General features: G+C 65.6%; 16 protein-coding genes. 9 read left to right on the top strand and 7 right to left on the bottom strand.

Annotated elements, in window-relative coordinates:
- Nucleotides 1-162 precede the first annotated feature (162 nt).
- Nucleotides 163-918: a hypothetical protein gene (locus CAG33_RS26300; RefSeq protein ID WP_085641100.1), complete on the top strand. Its 756-nt coding sequence runs from the start codon at nucleotides 163-165 to the stop codon at nucleotides 916-918.
- Nucleotides 919-987: 69 nt separating this feature from the next.
- On the opposite strand, the gene CAG33_RS26295 is transcribed toward CAG33_RS26300, so the two are convergent.
- A complete protein-coding gene (locus CAG33_RS26295) occupies nucleotides 988-1,287 on the bottom strand; it encodes a hypothetical protein (protein WP_085586696.1) in 300 nt (99 codons plus the stop codon).
- Between the two features lie 185 nt (nucleotides 1,288-1,472).
- Here CAG33_RS26295 and CAG33_RS26290 point away from each other — a divergent pair, with 185 nt between their 5' ends.
- Complete coding sequence (locus tag CAG33_RS26290; protein WP_085586695.1) at nucleotides 1,473-2,042, top strand: hypothetical protein; 570 nt, start codon at nucleotides 1,473-1,475, stop codon at nucleotides 2,040-2,042.
- Nucleotides 2,043-2,045: 3 nt separating this feature from the next.
- On the opposite strand, the gene CAG33_RS26285 is transcribed toward CAG33_RS26290, so the two are convergent.
- The 4 genes from CAG33_RS26285 to CAG33_RS26270 form a co-directional block, all read right to left on the bottom strand.
- The gene (locus CAG33_RS26285; RefSeq protein WP_085586694.1) at nucleotides 2,046-2,762 is read right to left on the bottom strand and encodes an alpha/beta hydrolase; all 717 of its coding nucleotides are present in this window, start codon (nucleotides 2,760-2,762) and stop codon (nucleotides 2,046-2,048) included.
- Nucleotides 2,763-2,927: 165 nt separating this feature from the next.
- Nucleotides 2,928-4,040 (bottom strand): succinylglutamate desuccinylase/aspartoacylase family protein, encoded by a 1,113-nt coding sequence (locus CAG33_RS26280; RefSeq protein WP_085633879.1) that lies wholly within the window; start codon nucleotides 4,038-4,040, stop codon nucleotides 2,928-2,930.
- 178 nt (nucleotides 4,041-4,218) lie between these two features.
- On the bottom strand, nucleotides 4,219-4,998 hold the full coding sequence (locus tag CAG33_RS26275) for an ABC transporter substrate-binding protein (protein ID WP_085641098.1): 780 nt from the start codon (nucleotides 4,996-4,998) through the stop codon (nucleotides 4,219-4,221).
- A gap of 299 nt (nucleotides 4,999-5,297) precedes the next feature.
- On the bottom strand, nucleotides 5,298-5,732 hold the full coding sequence (locus CAG33_RS26270) for a rhodanese-like domain-containing protein (RefSeq protein WP_085586691.1): 435 nt from the start codon (nucleotides 5,730-5,732) through the stop codon (nucleotides 5,298-5,300).
- Nucleotides 5,733-5,831: 99 nt separating this feature from the next.
- Between CAG33_RS26270 and ftrA the strand changes: the two genes are divergently transcribed.
- Nucleotides 5,832-6,806: a transcriptional regulator FtrA gene (gene ftrA / locus CAG33_RS26265; protein WP_085586690.1), complete on the top strand. Its 975-nt coding sequence runs from the start codon at nucleotides 5,832-5,834 to the stop codon at nucleotides 6,804-6,806.
- A gap of 25 nt (nucleotides 6,807-6,831) precedes the next feature.
- Here ftrA and cobF read toward each other — a convergent pair whose 3' ends face one another.
- A complete protein-coding gene (gene cobF / locus CAG33_RS26260; protein WP_085586689.1) occupies nucleotides 6,832-7,587 on the bottom strand; it encodes a precorrin-6A synthase (deacetylating) in 756 nt (251 codons plus the stop codon).
- On the bottom strand, nucleotides 7,587-8,156 hold the full coding sequence (locus CAG33_RS26255; protein ID WP_085641096.1) for a histidine phosphatase family protein: 570 nt from the start codon (nucleotides 8,154-8,156) through the stop codon (nucleotides 7,587-7,589). The genes cobF and CAG33_RS26255 overlap by 1 nt, the downstream gene beginning before the upstream one ends.
- A 319-nt stretch (nucleotides 8,157-8,475) precedes the next feature.
- Between CAG33_RS26255 and CAG33_RS26250 the strand changes: the two genes are divergently transcribed.
- The 6 genes from CAG33_RS26250 (at nucleotide 8,476) to CAG33_RS26225 (ending at nucleotide 14,605) form a co-directional block, all read left to right on the top strand.
- Nucleotides 8,476-9,330, top strand: a complete 855-nt coding sequence (locus CAG33_RS26250) for a MurR/RpiR family transcriptional regulator (protein WP_085586687.1) — start codon at nucleotides 8,476-8,478, stop codon at nucleotides 9,328-9,330.
- Nucleotides 9,331-9,332: 2 nt separating this feature from the next.
- Nucleotides 9,333-9,977 (top strand): isochorismatase family cysteine hydrolase, encoded by a 645-nt coding sequence (locus CAG33_RS26245; RefSeq protein ID WP_085633873.1) that lies wholly within the window; start codon nucleotides 9,333-9,335, stop codon nucleotides 9,975-9,977.
- Nucleotides 9,974-11,305 (top strand): glutamine synthetase family protein, encoded by a 1,332-nt coding sequence (locus tag CAG33_RS26240; protein ID WP_085586685.1) that lies wholly within the window; start codon nucleotides 9,974-9,976, stop codon nucleotides 11,303-11,305. The genes CAG33_RS26245 and CAG33_RS26240 overlap by 4 nt, the downstream gene beginning before the upstream one ends.
- Nucleotides 11,289-12,041, top strand: a complete 753-nt coding sequence (locus CAG33_RS26235; protein ID WP_085641094.1) for an N-formylglutamate amidohydrolase — start codon at nucleotides 11,289-11,291, stop codon at nucleotides 12,039-12,041. The genes CAG33_RS26240 and CAG33_RS26235 overlap by 17 nt, the downstream gene beginning before the upstream one ends.
- A 79-nt stretch (nucleotides 12,042-12,120) precedes the next feature.
- Nucleotides 12,121-13,470, top strand: a complete 1,350-nt coding sequence (locus tag CAG33_RS26230; protein ID WP_085633869.1) for an APC family permease — start codon at nucleotides 12,121-12,123, stop codon at nucleotides 13,468-13,470.
- A 118-nt stretch (nucleotides 13,471-13,588) separates the two neighbouring features.
- Nucleotides 13,589-14,605: an arginine N-succinyltransferase gene (locus tag CAG33_RS26225; protein WP_085586682.1), complete on the top strand. Its 1,017-nt coding sequence runs from the start codon at nucleotides 13,589-13,591 to the stop codon at nucleotides 14,603-14,605.
- Nucleotides 14,606-14,633 lie beyond the last annotated feature (28 nt).

Genomic DNA, 14,633 nt, shown 5'->3' with positions numbered 1-14,633 from the left:
GTGGGAAAGGCTCGCAGCTTAGACGTTTCGCCCGCCGTGCCCAAGGGACGATGTGCCGAGTTTTCGGGGGGCGTATTTTTGTATACAAAAATTGTATTTTCCTGAAGCAATCCCCTCGCCGCGATGCTACCGTGGCCCCTCTCACCCGACGGAGCCCTTCGCGTGCTGATCCTCAAACTGTTGCTGATCCCCGGTTTCCTGCTGCTGATTTCCCTGGCCGGCAAGCGCTGGGGGCCAAGTGTGGCCGGTTGGCTGTCGGGGTTGCCGGTGGTGGTCGGGCCGATCCTGCTGTTCCTCGCCCTTGAGCAGGGCCTGGCGTTCGCCGCGCAATCGGCGGTGGCGGCGCTGTCGGCCATGCTTGCGATGATTGCGTTCTGCGTCACCTACGCTCAGGTCGCGCAACGGGCGAACTGGCCATGGGCGCTGGCGGTTTCCCTCAGCGTCTGGGCGCTGCTGGCGGTGGCGCTGTCGCTGATCCCGCCGTCGCTGCCGTTCTCGGTGGCGGCCGCTGCGACGGCGTTGCTGGCGGCGCCACGCCTGTTCCCCGACGTGCACCCGGTGGTGGGCGGCCCGGCGCCGAAATCGGATCGGTTGATCTGGCGGATGGTCGCCGGCGCGGCGCTGACGCTGGTGGTGACCCTGCTGGCCAGCACCGTGGGCGAACGCTGGAGCGGCCTGCTGGCGGTGTTCTCCCAGCAGACCCGCGGCCCGGCGTTCACCGCCGCGCTGCTGCGGGCGACGGCGACGGGGATGTATTCGTTCTCGGCGTTTTGCCTGGTGCTGGCATTGACGCTGCCGAGGTTGGGCTGGTGGGGGTTTGCGATGGGAGTCGCCGTCTCTCTGGCCATGCTGCTGGTGACTCGACAACTTGTGACAAGCGCGAACCATAAGCACGCCGGATTGGCCGACCGGCCTTGACTCAAGCCCAGGCGCCCATCGCTGGAATGGGAGCCTGAAACACATCCCTATCAGGACTCGGCTTGACCCTCACCAGTTGCCGAAGTCGACAAAATCATAAGGGTACGGATCTGAACACTCCGGGCTTGAAGGAGCATCCTTGGGGCAAACCTTCACATCGAACTTCCCCTTGGCCGGAGGATTGGTCAGATTGATCTGAAAATCCCGGGTGTCGTACTTCTGTGCACTCCCCATCGGGATCCATTGGCCCGAAGCGTTTTTGTAGGAGGCCTGCAGATCCTGTGCGGCCGTCTTGGGCGTAGTGCCGTAGACAGTCTGGAAAAACCCTTCCTGCTTGATGGTGCTGATGATGATTTTTTCGTTGGCCATGTCCGTGACTCCAATGCCGATCGCCGTTCGATCAGCTACGCGCCATTCTTCAGGCCCGACAGACTTCCGTGCACCTGACAGAAATTACAGTTCCGATGGACGGGCACTCGCCCGCCCCGCACTGGAGTATCAAGCGCCAGCCATGGGATGATCCGCGCCACACGTGACCATCCTTGGAGATCAGAATGTCGTTGCCTCTTAAGAAAGCCGCCGTTTTACTGCTGGCGGCCGTCACAGCCTTTGGAGCGTTCAACGCTCAGGCTGCCGCCAAACCCAAGGACAAGCCCGCCGGCGAAAAGGTCTCGATGCTCGACGGCAAGCTCACCTTCACGCTGCCCAAGGGGTTCGTCGCCGACCCGCTGCCGCCGGGCCCGACCGGCGCCAAGGGCACGATGTACACCAACCAGGCTACCCGCACGGTGGTCATCGCCGCAGAGAACCAGATTCCCGAAGGCAACAACGTCAAGGACAACGACAGCGCGTTCCTCGACGCCACCGTGACGGACTTCATCGAAGGCCAGCGCAAGGCGTTGCCGGACTTCAACAAGCTCAGTGAGAAAAGCATCACCCGCAAGGGCAACGGCCTGGGCCTGCGCCAGGTGGACAGCACCGCCACCCAGGGCGGCGGCCAGACCCTCAACACCACGCTGATGGCCGGCTCCGGCACCCGGATGGCGCTGGTTCAGGTGATTTCCCGGGCCAGCGACAAGAGCGGCCACGAAACACTGGTCAACGCGATCCTCAAGGAGAAGTGACCGTCAGGGATTGAGCCCCTGCAGCCAGGCGCTCAAATCCCGCAGTTCCGCCGCGCCGATGCTGTGGCCCACACCGGGGTAGGCGTGGAACTGCGGCGCGTAGCCCAAGCGCTTCAGCAATGCATCGGCCTGGGTGCCGTCGCGATAGGGCACACGGTCGTCGGCGGTGCCGTGGCCGATGAAGACCTGCACCGGAGCCGGTGGCCCGGCGGCTTCGAGTTCGGCCTTGAGCACCGGCAACAAGCGCCCGCTCAATGCGGCGAATCCGCCCACCACTGCGGGCTGGCGCAAGCCCACTTCGTAACTCATCATCGCGCCCTGGCTAAAGCCGACCAGGTACACCTTGTTCGGCTCGGCGTGGTATTTCTGCGCCGCAGCCGTCACGAAGGCCCGCAGTTTCTGCCCGCTGGCCTTCAGGTCATCGGGCTCGCCGTTGTAGGCCCCTTCGCCCTTCTTGCGAAACCACTGGAAACGCCCTTCCCCCAGCGCCATCGGCGCCTGCACCGACAGGTAGTTGTACTGCGCCGGCAGCTGAAACTTCATGCCGATCAGATCCGCCTCGTTGCTGCCGTAGCCGTGCAGGAAAACCACCAGCGGACGCGGTTCGGCATCCGGGTGGACCTGGGCCAGGTAATTGAGCGGCAGATCGGTCTGCAGCGTGGTCTGGGCCTGGGCGGTGCCGCAGGCCAGGAGGGCAAACAGGGCTAGCGTCTTGAGCATGGGGCGTCCTTGGCGGTGGGCCGTATCAGGGGCAGAGCCTGGCATGATCCGCATTCTGTGTCGCAACCAAAACCGCTATCGCGAGCAGGCTCGCTCCCACAGGGGAACGCGGTCGACTGTGGGAGCGAGCCTGCTCGCGATGAGGCCCTTGAGTCAAACACACACTCAGTCGTTGATCAGCTTCCCGGCCCGGATCGGCTCGCGCCCGGCCACTTTCGCCTGCCAGATCCCCGGCTGGGTGTAGCGCCCGCGGTCGAGGGCGAACAGCACGCCGCTGGTGCCGGCGCGCACGGTGGTGACCCGGTCGTTCAGCGGGTCGACCACTTCGAACAGGGCGTCTCCCCGCTCGACCCACTCCCCCGCGTCCCGCAGGAAGCTCACCACGCCATGGTGCGGCGCGAACAGGTATTGGGTGCCTTCGAACGGCATGCCTTCACAGCATTCCTGCGGCGCCGGTGGCCATTCGCCGCCGATGAAGCCTTGCTCTGCCAGGAAGCCCAGGATCGCCTCGCAGTTGGCCTGGGCCTGTTCGACCCGGGTGTCGCCCATGCTGCCCAGCTCCAGGGTGGTCGCCAGGTTGGCCGGCGGAATCGCCGCCTCGGGGAACGCCCGCGCCAGGCGCAGCCACGGCGACGAGCAGGATTCATCGAACGAGCTGCCGCCGGAGTCCTCGCACAGCAGCGCCACGCCGGCCTTCAGGCGGGCGGCCAGGGACTGCCACTGCGGCCAGTGCTGCGGCAACGCATACAGGTGAATGGCCGCTTCGAAGTCGCAATGCAGATCCAGGGTGATGTCGGCGTCGCAGGCGTGGCGCAGCAGCAGACGGTGCAAGGCTTCCAGCTGCGAGGCCGGGGCCGGCAGGTCGTCGAGCACCTGGCCCATGGTCTGGCGGATCAGCGCGATGTTGGCGGCGGCGTCATCGCCCAGACGCTCGCCGACCAGGGCCGCCACCGGCGCGCTCAGTTCGACGAACGCACGGTTGAAGTTCTTGCCGCTGCCCAGTTCGAAGCGGCCCATGTGGGCGCTTTGCAGGTGCTGGTCCAGGCCGATGGGGTTGGCCACCGGCACCAGCTCGATCACACCTTGCAGGCGCCCTTCGCGCTCCAGCGCGCCCAGGCGCTGCTTGAGCTCCCAGGCCGTGCGCATGCCCGGCAATTCATCGGCGTGCAGGCTGGCCTGGATGTACACCTTGCGCGGGCCTGCGCCGAAGCGGAACACGCTGAGGGAACGTTCACTGCCCAGATGGCTCCAGGGCAACTGGTGATCGATGCGTTGCATGGGGAACTCCTGAATCTCGAAGCGGCGGTAAACGCCTGTGGGAGCGAGCCTGCCCGCGATGGCGGCCGGTCATGTCCGTGGGCAATCGCGGGCAGGCTCGCTCCCGCAAGGGTTTCTTGCAATCGCGAAAACGAAAAAAGTGGCCCCGCCGAGGCGCAGGCCACTCTTCTACAGCGTATTAATGGCCGTACACGTCAAAGTCGAAGTACTTGTCCTGCACTTGCTTGTACTTGCCGTTGGCGCGGATCTCGTTGATGGCGGTGTTGAATTTTTCCGCCAGCTCCGTGTCGCCCTTACGCACTGCGATGCCGGCGCCGCCGCCGAAGTACTTGGCGTCTTCATAGGTCGGGCCGACGAACTCGAAGCCTTTGCCGGCGTCGGTCTTCAGGAAACCGTCGCTGAGGTTGACCGAGTCGGCCAGCATGGCGTCGATGCGGCCGGACACCATGTCCAGGTTGGCCTCTTGCTGCGAGCCGTAGCGCACCAGCTCGATGCCGGCCGGCACCAGCACGTCGGTGGCGTAGCGGTCGTGGGTGCTGGCGCGCAGCACGCCGACTTTCTTGCCCTTGAGCTCGGTCAGCGGATCCTTGACGCCGGAGCCCGACTTCATCACGAAGCGCGCCGGGGTGTGGTAGTACTTGATGGTGAAGTCGACGTTTTTCTTGCGGTCGTCGGTGATGGTCATGGACGACAGGATCGCGTCGATCTTCTTCACTTTCAGCGCCGGGATCAGGCCGTCGAACTCCTGCTCGACCCAGGTGCATTTGACTTTCATCTGTTCGCACAGCGCGTCGCCGATGTCCACGTCGAAACCGGCCAGCTTGCCGTCGGGGGTTTTCATCGAGAACGGAGGGTAACCGGCTTCAATGCCGATGCGGATCGGCTTGGCCTCGTCGGCCACGGCGGTCAGGGACAGCATCGACAGTGCCAGGGCACCGAACATAATCAGCTTTTTCATTTATTTCTCCCGTGTGCGGAGGCTTTTATTGGCAGCTTTCGATTGTCAGGGTTCGGCCTTGCCAGTGATGGCAAAGAATCCGAAGTGGCCGGCAGTCTATGGCGGCTCGCACGGGGCAAATTGTGTTTAAGCGACAAATACTTACAGAAAATCGGCGAGTGCCTGGCAGGTGGGAAAGGTGTGCGCCATCACAGTGCAAGGACTGTAGGACAAACCCTCAATCTCACCAGGATCGAGGGCTATTGTGGTGAGGGAACCGGTTCCCTCACCACAACGGACGTTCGTCCTTCAGGCCGGGATCAGCATTCGCACCCGATCGCGGCGCTCGCCGGACGCTGCATCGCCACGCTCAATTGGAACCCCTCGTCCAGCCAACCGGTGACGCCGCCGATCATCTCCTTGACCGGATACCCCAGCGCCGCCAGCTTCACCGCCGCCTTGTTGGCGCCGTTGCAGTGCGGGCCGGCGCAGTAGACGACGAACAAGGTGTCCTTCGGGTAGCCGGCCAGGCTCTCGGCGGTCAGCAGACGTCCAGGGAGGTTGACCGCTCCGGGCACATGCCCGCGCTCAAAGGCCAGCGGCCCGCGCACATCCACCAGCACGAAGTCCGTTTCGCCGGCCTCCTGGCTGCTGAAGACGTCGGAGCAATCGGTTTCGAACGTCAGACGGTTGCTGAAATGCATCAAGGCGATGGCCGAGGAAGCGGCCGGGATTTGGCGAACCAGGCTGGTCATGGGGAAAGCTCCTGCGTCTGTGGGTGTGAACAGACTTTATCGGGGCGTCGCTTGCCGCTACAGTGGCGCACAAGACACTCATCGGGAATTTTCCGCCAAATGACTGATTCGCCCGGCCGGGTCGCCATCCTCGCCTACGATGGCCTCTGCACTTTCGAATTCGGCATCGCCGTCGAGATCTTCGGCCTGGCCCGGCCGGAGTTCGATTTCCCGTGGTACGAGCACTGCATCGCCGCCGTCGACCCGGGCCCGATGCGGGCCATGGGCGGCATCCGGGTGCTGGCCGACGGCGGCCTGGAACTGCTGGAGCAGGCGCGCACGGTGATCATCCCCGGCTGGCGCGACCGCAGCGCCCCGGTGCCTGAGGCCTTACTGACTGCGCTGCGCCAGGCCCACGCCCGCGGCGCGCGGCTGCTGTCGATCTGCTCCGGGGTGTTTGTGCTGGCGGCCAGCGGCCTGCTCGACGGGCATGGCGCCACCACCCACTGGCGCTACACGGCGGAACTGGCCGAGCGCTTTCCGGCCATCGAGGTCGACCCGGACGTGCTGTACGTCGACGCCGGACAGTTGATCACCTCGGCCGGCAGTGCGGCGGGCATCGACGCCTGCCTGCATCTGGTGGCCCGCGACTTCGGCACCCAGGTCGCCAACTCGGTGGCGCGGCGCCTGGTGATGTCGCCGCAGCGCACCGGCGGCCAGGCCCAGTTCATTCCCGCCCCGGTCAGCCCGACACCGCGCAGCGACCTGTCGCGGGTGATGCAATGGGCCCGCGAGCGGTTGCATGAACCTTTGGAAGTGCGCGACCTGGCCAGCGAGGCGGCGATGAGCGAGCGCACCTTCCTGCGGCGCTTTACCGAGGCCAGCGGCCAGTCGCCCAAGGCCTGGCTGCAGCACGAGCGGCTGGCCCGGGCGCGGGAACTGCTGGAGAGCAGCGGGCAGAACACCGAGCAGATCGCCCTGCGCTGCGGCTACCGCTCGGTGGAAAGCTTTCGCGTGGCGTTCCGCAGCGTGGTGGGCGTGCCGCCGTCGGTGTACCGCGAGCGGTTCGGGCGCGAGGTGCGGACACTGTCCTGAGGCCTTGATGCCGGCTGGGCCGGCCTCAAGGCTTGCGCAGCAGGTAGGTGTCCATGATCCACCCGTGCTCCGCCCGCGCCGCCTGGCGCACCCGCCCGATCTCATCGGCGACGTCCTGGAGCCGGCCGCTGATGAGGATCTCGTCCGGCGTCCCCAGATAGGCCCCCCAGAAAATCTCCGTCTGCGGATCCGCCACCTGACGGTACGCGTCCTGCGCATCCAGCATCACCACCACAGTGTCCGCATTGCTCACCTGCCCCGCCGCCAGGCGCCGTCCCGTGGTGATTTCGACCGAGCGGCCGATGCCGTTCAACGGCACCCTGTGCTGCGCCGCCAGCGCCTGGACACTGGTAATGCCGGGGATCACCTCGAACTCGAACACACATCGGCCCGACAGCACAATTGCCTGCAGGATGCGGATCGTGCTGTCGTACAGCGCCGGATCGCCCCACACCAGAAAACCGCCGCACTGGCCGTCAGCCAATTCTTCGTTGATCAGTCGTTCGAAAGACGCCTGCTTGGCACGGTTCAGATCCTCGACGCTGGCGGTGTAGTCCACATCCCCGCGTTCACGCTCAGGGCTGTGGGCTTCGACGAAACGGTACGCAGGATCGGTGATGTAGCGCTCACAGATTTCGCGGCGCAGGTCGATCAGCGAACCCTTGGCCTGGCCCTTGTCCATGAGAAAGAACACATCCACCCGGTTGAGCGCCTTCACGGCCTGCATCGTGATGTAGTCCGGATGGCCGGCGCCGATGCCGATGACCAGCAAACGTTTCATCAAAGGGCTCCTCCCAGGTCGATGCCGGGCAAGCGTAGCCGCCAGCGGCCGGCGAAACGCAGATCGACCAGGGCCAGCGGCTCGACATCGATGCACTGGGAGGCCTGGATCTGAACCACGTGGGCCAGCGCCGCACGGATCACAAACGGATGGGTGATCGCCACGGTGTGGCCGGGGCGGGATTGCAGAGCGGCCAGCCAGGCCGCCACCCGCTCGCCCAACTGCGTCACCGATTCCCCGCCATGGGGCGCGGCCCCCGGATCCTCCAGCCAGGCGTGCAGCGCCTCGGGTTCGTTCTGCTGCAGCGCCTTGATCGATTGCCCCTGCCAGCGCCCCCAGTCGCAATCGCGCAACGCCTCATCGACTTGTGCTTCACGGCCAAACGCTTCGGCGGTCTGACGGGTGCGCAACTCGGGGCCGCAGACCAACCGGTACGGGGCGTCGAGCCGGGCTGCCAGCGCGGCGTCGGCCAGCGTCCTTTGCTCGATCGGCTCATCCGTAGGAAAACGCGCCAGTTTTTGTGCGACGGTTCGCGCGTGGCAAACCAGGGTCAGGCGGATGGCCAGCACGGTAAATCACTCGGTGAGGAAGAGAATGCGAGAACAGTTGAACGCCACGATGACGGCCATTGTGCCGTAAACAAAAGGTTCGCGGGGTGCGGGATGAAGGAGTCTACCGCCACGAAGCGACAATGTCTGACACGAGAATGGGCAATGGCCTACAAGCGAGAAAGAAACTCGCCTAGCCCTTACGGCCCGGGCATCTTGCCCCGTTTGGGTGCTTGCAGACATACGCTGAAAATTCACTAGACATGTAACGTGAGTTACATAAATACTGTTTTAACGGATTGTGAAACAAATTCTACACCCCCATCCAGCAGGAGCCCGGATGCCCCCTCTCAGAGACCTGATCACCGATCCCGGCCTCGACCTGACGCCCTCGGAGCGCAAAGTCGTGCGTGCGCTGCTGGATCAGTACCCGCGCAATGGCCTGGGGCCGATGGCACGCCTGGCCGAACACGCCGGCGTCAGCGACCCGACCATCGTGCGGTTGGTGAAAAAGCTCGGTTTCGGCGGCTACGCCGACTTCCAGGACGCGCTCCTCAGCGACATGGATCATCGCCTGCGCTCGCCGCGCACCCTGCTGCAGCCGCGTTCGCAGCACAAGAGCGACGACCCCTGGAGCCACTACCTGACCCACAGCCACGGGCTGCTGGTCGAGACCCAGGCCCTGACCCAACCCGAAGACGTGCGGATCCTGGCGGACTGGCTGCTCGATACGCGCCATCAGGTGCACTGCTTCGGCGGACGCTTCAGCAGCCTGATGGCCAACTACCTGCTCAATCACCTGCGCCTGCTGCGCCCCGGCTGCTTCGCGCTGGAAGACAACGCCCAACTGCCGGACCGGCTGTTCGACCTGCAACGCCAGGACGTGGTGCTGGTGTTCGACTACCGCCGCTACCAGACCCAGGCCCTGCGCGTGGCCAGCGCGGCCAAGCACAACAACGCCCGGGTGGTGCTGTTCACCGACATCTACGCCTCGCCGCTGCGGGAACTGGCCGACATGATCATCAGCGCCCCGGTCGAGTCCGCCTCGCCGTTCGACACCATGGTGCCGGCGCTGGCGCAGGTCGAAGCGCTGATCGCCAGCCTGACCCCGCGCTGCCCGAACCTGGCCGAACGCCTGGAGGGCATCGACGCCATGCGCAACGACTTCGACACCCACCTGCTGGAGGATAAATAAGGATGTTCAGCCTTCCCCACCGCTCGCCACGGGATCTGCCGTTCGTCACGGGCCACACCGCACTGCTGTTGGTGGACATGCAGCGGGCCTGGCTCGAACCGCAGTTCGACCCGCACCTCGAAGGCCCGGACGCCGCGTACTTCCTCAACCGTACCCGCGCGCAGGTGGTGCCCAACCAGCAGATGCTGCTCAACGCCTTTCGCCGGGCGCGGCAGAACGTGCTGCACACGATCATCGAAAGCCTGACCGCCGACGGCCGCGACCGATCGCTGGACCACAAACTGTCGGACATGCACCTGCCCAAGGGCAGCGCCCAGGCCCGGGTCATCGCTGAACTGACGCCTTCGGAAAACGAAATCGTGCTGCCCAAGACCTCGTCCGGGGTCTTCAACTCGACCAACATCGACTATGTGCTGCGCAACCTCGAGACCCGCCACCTGATCGTCGCCGGCATCGTCACCGACCAGTGCGTCGACATGGCCGTGCGCGACGCCGCCGACCGCGGCTACCTGGTGACCCTGGTGGAAGACGCCTGCGCCACCTACTCCGCCGAGCGGCACGAGGCCTGCCTGAACGCGATCAAGGGCTACTGCTGGATCACCGACACCCAGACCGTGCTGGGCCGCCTGCGGGAGATGCAGCCATGAGCGAACGCCTGTCGCCACTGCCGATGACCACCCTGGTCACCACCGACCTGACCGGCATCACCCGGGGACGCTCCTTCCCCACCGATGAGCTGGAACATTACCGCGCCGCCGGTTGCGGCTGGGTGCCGGCCAACAGCGCGCTGACCCCGCAGGACATCATCGCCAGCACCAACCCCTGGGGCGCCTACGGCGACCTGCGGCTGATTCCTGACCTGACCAGCCGCGTCACCGTCGGCAACGGCCCGGACGCGGCGGCCCCGGCGCTGGACTTCATCCACTGCGACATCCGCGAAACCGACGGCCAAGCATGGGGTGCTTGTCCGCGCACCCTGCTGCGCGATGAGGTCGAACGCTACCGCGACGGGCTCGGCCTGCAGATCAATGCCGCGTTCGAGCACGAATTCAACCTGCACGCAGGCTTTGCCGAACACCTGGCCTTCTCCCTCGAATCCCAGCGCCAGGGCGCCGAATTCGGCGGCTGGCTGCTCAGTGCGCTGCGCGCCGGGCAGGTCGAGCCGGAGATGTTCCTGCCCGAATACGGCAAGCACCAGTACGAGATCACCTGCCGCCCGGCCCTGGGCGTGGCGGCGGCGGACCGCGCAGTGAACGTGCGCGAGATCACCCGCGAGATCGCCCGGCAGATGGGGCTGGACGTCAGCTTCGCGCCCAAGACCGCCGCCGACGCCGTGTGCAACGGCGTGCACCTGCACCTCAGCCTGCTCGACCTCGAAGGCCGGCCGGTGCTCTACGACGCCGGCACCAGCAACGGCCTGTCGACCCTCGGCCAGCACTGGGCGGCAGGCGTGCTGCATTACCTGCCGGCGCTGTGCGCGTTGACCGCGCCGACGCCGGTCTCCTACGAGCGCCTGCAGCCGCACCACTGGAGCGCGTCCTACGCCTGCCTCGGCCAGCGCAACCGCGAAGCGGCGCTGCGGATCTGCCCGACGGTGACGCTGGGCGACAAGCCTGTGGCCAAGCAATTCAACCTGGAGTTCCGCGCCATGGACGCCACCGCCTCGCCGCATCTGGCGATGGCCGCCCTGCTGATCGCCGGGCGCTTGGGCATCGAGCGCAAGTTGGCGCTGAACGCGGTCACCGACGAAATTCCCGATTCACTCAACGACGAACAACGCAAGGAGCGGGGCATCGTCGCCCTGCCCGGCTCGCTGGCCCAGGCACTGGATTGCCTGCGCAACAGTCAAGCGCTGGCGCTGGCCCTGCCGGCGCCGCTGCTCGATACGTATTTCGCCCTTAAGACCGAGGAACTGGCGCTGACGGAACAGCTCTCGCCCGCTGACCTGTGTGAGCACTATGCACGCCTGTACTGAACCTGCCGAGCTTGGGTTGTATACCCGACCGGTCTACAACCTGAGCCGCGAAGACTCGACGCACCCGCTGATCCTGGTGTGCGAGCACGCCAGCCGCTACATCCCCGAGGCCCTGAACGACCTGGGCCTGGATGAGGCCGCCGCCTGCGAGCACATCGCCTGGGACATCGGCGCGCTGGCGCTGGCCGAGCGGCTGTCGGAGCAATTGGGCGCGACGCTGCTGAGCGCCAACTATTCGCGGCTCTTGATCGACCTCAACCGGCCCCGGCACGCGCCGGACAGCATTCCGGCGCAGAGCGAGATCTATCAGGTGCCGGGCAACCGCGACCTGGATGAAACCACCCGCGAGTACCGCCGTCAGACGTTGTTCAAGCCCTTTCATTCGCGGTTGCAGCAATTGATCGACACCCGCCTGGCCGCCGGCCGTCCGGTGCGGGTGGTGGGAATCCACAGTTTCACCCCGGTGTACTACGGCCAGCCCCGCGAGCTGGAGGCGGGCGTGCTGTTCGGCCATGCCAAGGCCTACGCCCACCGTCTGCTCGATGGCCTGGGCAAGCACCCGCTGAAGGTGGCGGGCAACCAGCCCTACCGGGTCGACCCGCTGGGCGACATGACCGTGCCGGTGCACGGCGATGCCCGGGGCCTGGAGTCAGTGCTGATCGAGGTGCGCAACGACCTGCTGCGCAGCCCCGACGCGGTGGCGCGCTGGGCCGGTTATCTGGCCCCTCTGCTGTAGTCTTTTTGCTGTTGCCGTAAACGATGGACCGACATAACAACTAAAAATCGAACGATTGGCTGACAAGGAGTTGAGCTTCATGGAAATAGAACAGTTCGGCTACAAGCAGGAGTTGAAACGTAGCCTGACGCTGACCGACCTGGTGGTGTACGGGATGATCTTCATGATCCCCATCGCCCCGTTCGGCGTGTACGGCTACGTCAACGCCGAAGCGCCGGGGATGGTGCCGCTGGCCTACATCATCGGCATGGTGGCGATGGTGTTCACCGCGCTGAGCTACGGCAGCATGGCCCGGGCCTTTCCGGTTGCAGGTTCGGTGTATTCCTACGCGCAGCGGGGCCTTAACCCGCACGTGGGGTTCCTCGCCGGCTGGCTGATGCTGCTCGACTACCTGCTGATCCCGCCGCTGCTGTACGTCTACGCGGCCATGGCCCTGAACCATCTCTACCCTGAGGTTCCCAAGGTCGGATTCATCCTGGCGTTCCTGGTCAGCGCGACCTTCGTCAACCTGCGCGGCATCACCTTCACCGCACGCATGAACATCCTGTTCCTGCTGGCGCAGCTGGCGGTGCTGGGCATCTTCCTGTTCTATGCCTGGAACGCCCTGCACAACGGCGCCGGCAACGGCCAACTGACCCTGGCGCCGCTGTACCACCCGCAGACGTTCAACTTCGCCCTGCTGATGCAGGCGGTGTCGATCGCGGTGCTGTCGTTCCTGGGCTTCGATGCGATCTCCACCCTGGCCGAAGAGATCAAGGGCGACCCGGGCCGCAGCGTCGGCAAGGCCGCGCTGATCACCCTGGTGGTGATGGGCGCGATCTTCGTCGTGCAGACCTGGATCGCCACCGACCTGGCCGCCGGCATGGGCTTCAAGTCCGCCGACACCGCGTTCTACGAGATCGCCGAAATCGCCGCCGGCAGCTGGCTGGCGACCCTGACCGGCGTCGCCACCGCACTGGCCTGGGGCGTGGCGGTCGCCATCACCTCGCAGGCAGCGGTGTCGCGCCTGCTGTTCGGCATGGCCCGCGACGGCAAGCTGCCGAAGGTGCTGGCCAAGGTCCATCCGACCCACAACACGCCCTACCTGAGCATTTACCTGGTGGCCGTGCTGTCGCTGGTGATCTGCTACCTGTTCATCGATTCGGTGGACACGCTGACGTCGCTGGTCAACTTCGGCGCCTTGAGCGGCTTCATGCTGCTGCACCTGACCGTCATCAACCACTACTGGCGCCGGCAGAAGTCCGGGCAGGTGGTGCGTCACCTGATCTGCCCGGTGATCGGCTTCGGGATCGTCGCGGCCATCATGTACAACATGGGCGTCGATGCGCAGAAACTCGGCCTGATCTGGATCGCGCTGGGCCTGGTGTACCTGTTTTTCCTGAACCGCCTCGGCGCCGGCACCGCCCTGCCTGACCCGAGCAATGGCTGACAAGAAAAAGAGCGGCGTCTGACAAAGAATCAGGCGACCGCCGATTTAACGCGTGGAAACCGACAGTGATAGTCAGGTTCGGCGATGACGCCGAACCGTTCGATACAGGAGTGCATCCATGCTGGTCTTACGCCCAGTCGAGCCAACCGACCTGCCCCACCTGCAACAGCTGGCCCGCGACAGCCTCGTGGGCGTCACCTCCTTGCCGGACGACAGCGACCGCCTGCGCGAAAGGATCGCCAGCTCCTGCGCCTCGTTCGACAGCGAGACGCAGGCCCAAGGCTCGGAGAACTATTTCTTCGTGCTGGAAGACCAGGAACAGGGCCGGCTGGTCGGCTGCTCGGAAATCGTCGCCACCGCCGGCTGCGACGGCCCGTTCTACAGCCTGCGCAACCGCCACTTCACCAGCGCCTCGCGGGAACTGAACATCGAGCACGGCGTGCCGGCGCTGTCGTTGTGCCAGGACCTGAACAGCCACACCCTGCTGCGCGGCTTTCACATCGACGCCGCGCTGGTGCGCTCGCCCCACTCCGAACTGCTGTCGCGGGCACGGCTGCTGTTCATCGCCATCCACGGCCGGCGCTTCGCCGACGCGGTGATCACCGAAATCGTCGGCTACAGCGACGACCAGCAGCGTTCGCCCTTCTGGGACGCCCTGGGCAAGCACTTCTTCGACCTGCCCTACGCCGAGGCCGAACGCCTGTGCGGCCTGCAGAACCGCACGTTCCTGGCCGAACTGATGCCGCAGTACCCGATCTACGTGCCGATGCTGCCCCAGGCCGCGCAAGACTGCATCGGCCGGGTGCACCCCGACGGCCAGGAAGCGTTCGACATCCTTGAGCGCGAAGGCTTCGAGACCAACAGCTACATCGACCTGTTCGACGCCGGCCCCACCCTGTACGCCCGCACCGCGAACATTCGCTCGATCGGCCAGAGCCGGGCCGTCACGGTGCGGCGTCAGGCGCAGATCGACGCCCGGGGCCATTGCCTGGTCTGCAACGACGCCCTGAAGGGATTCCGCGCGGTGGTGGCCGAACTGGACGACCGACCGGGACAGCCGCTGGCCCTCACCCCGCAGTTGTGTGCGGCACTGGGCGTCACCGATGGCGACAGCGTGCGGGTGACCGCACTGTGAACCTTGCCCCGAACCAGCGTCCCAGCAG

The organism is Pseudomonas sp. B3(2017) (genome assembly GCF_002113595.1).
Lineage (GTDB): Bacteria > Pseudomonadota > Gammaproteobacteria > Pseudomonadales > Pseudomonadaceae > Aquipseudomonas > Aquipseudomonas ekonensis.
This window is presented reverse-complemented; position numbering and strand designations above follow the sequence as displayed.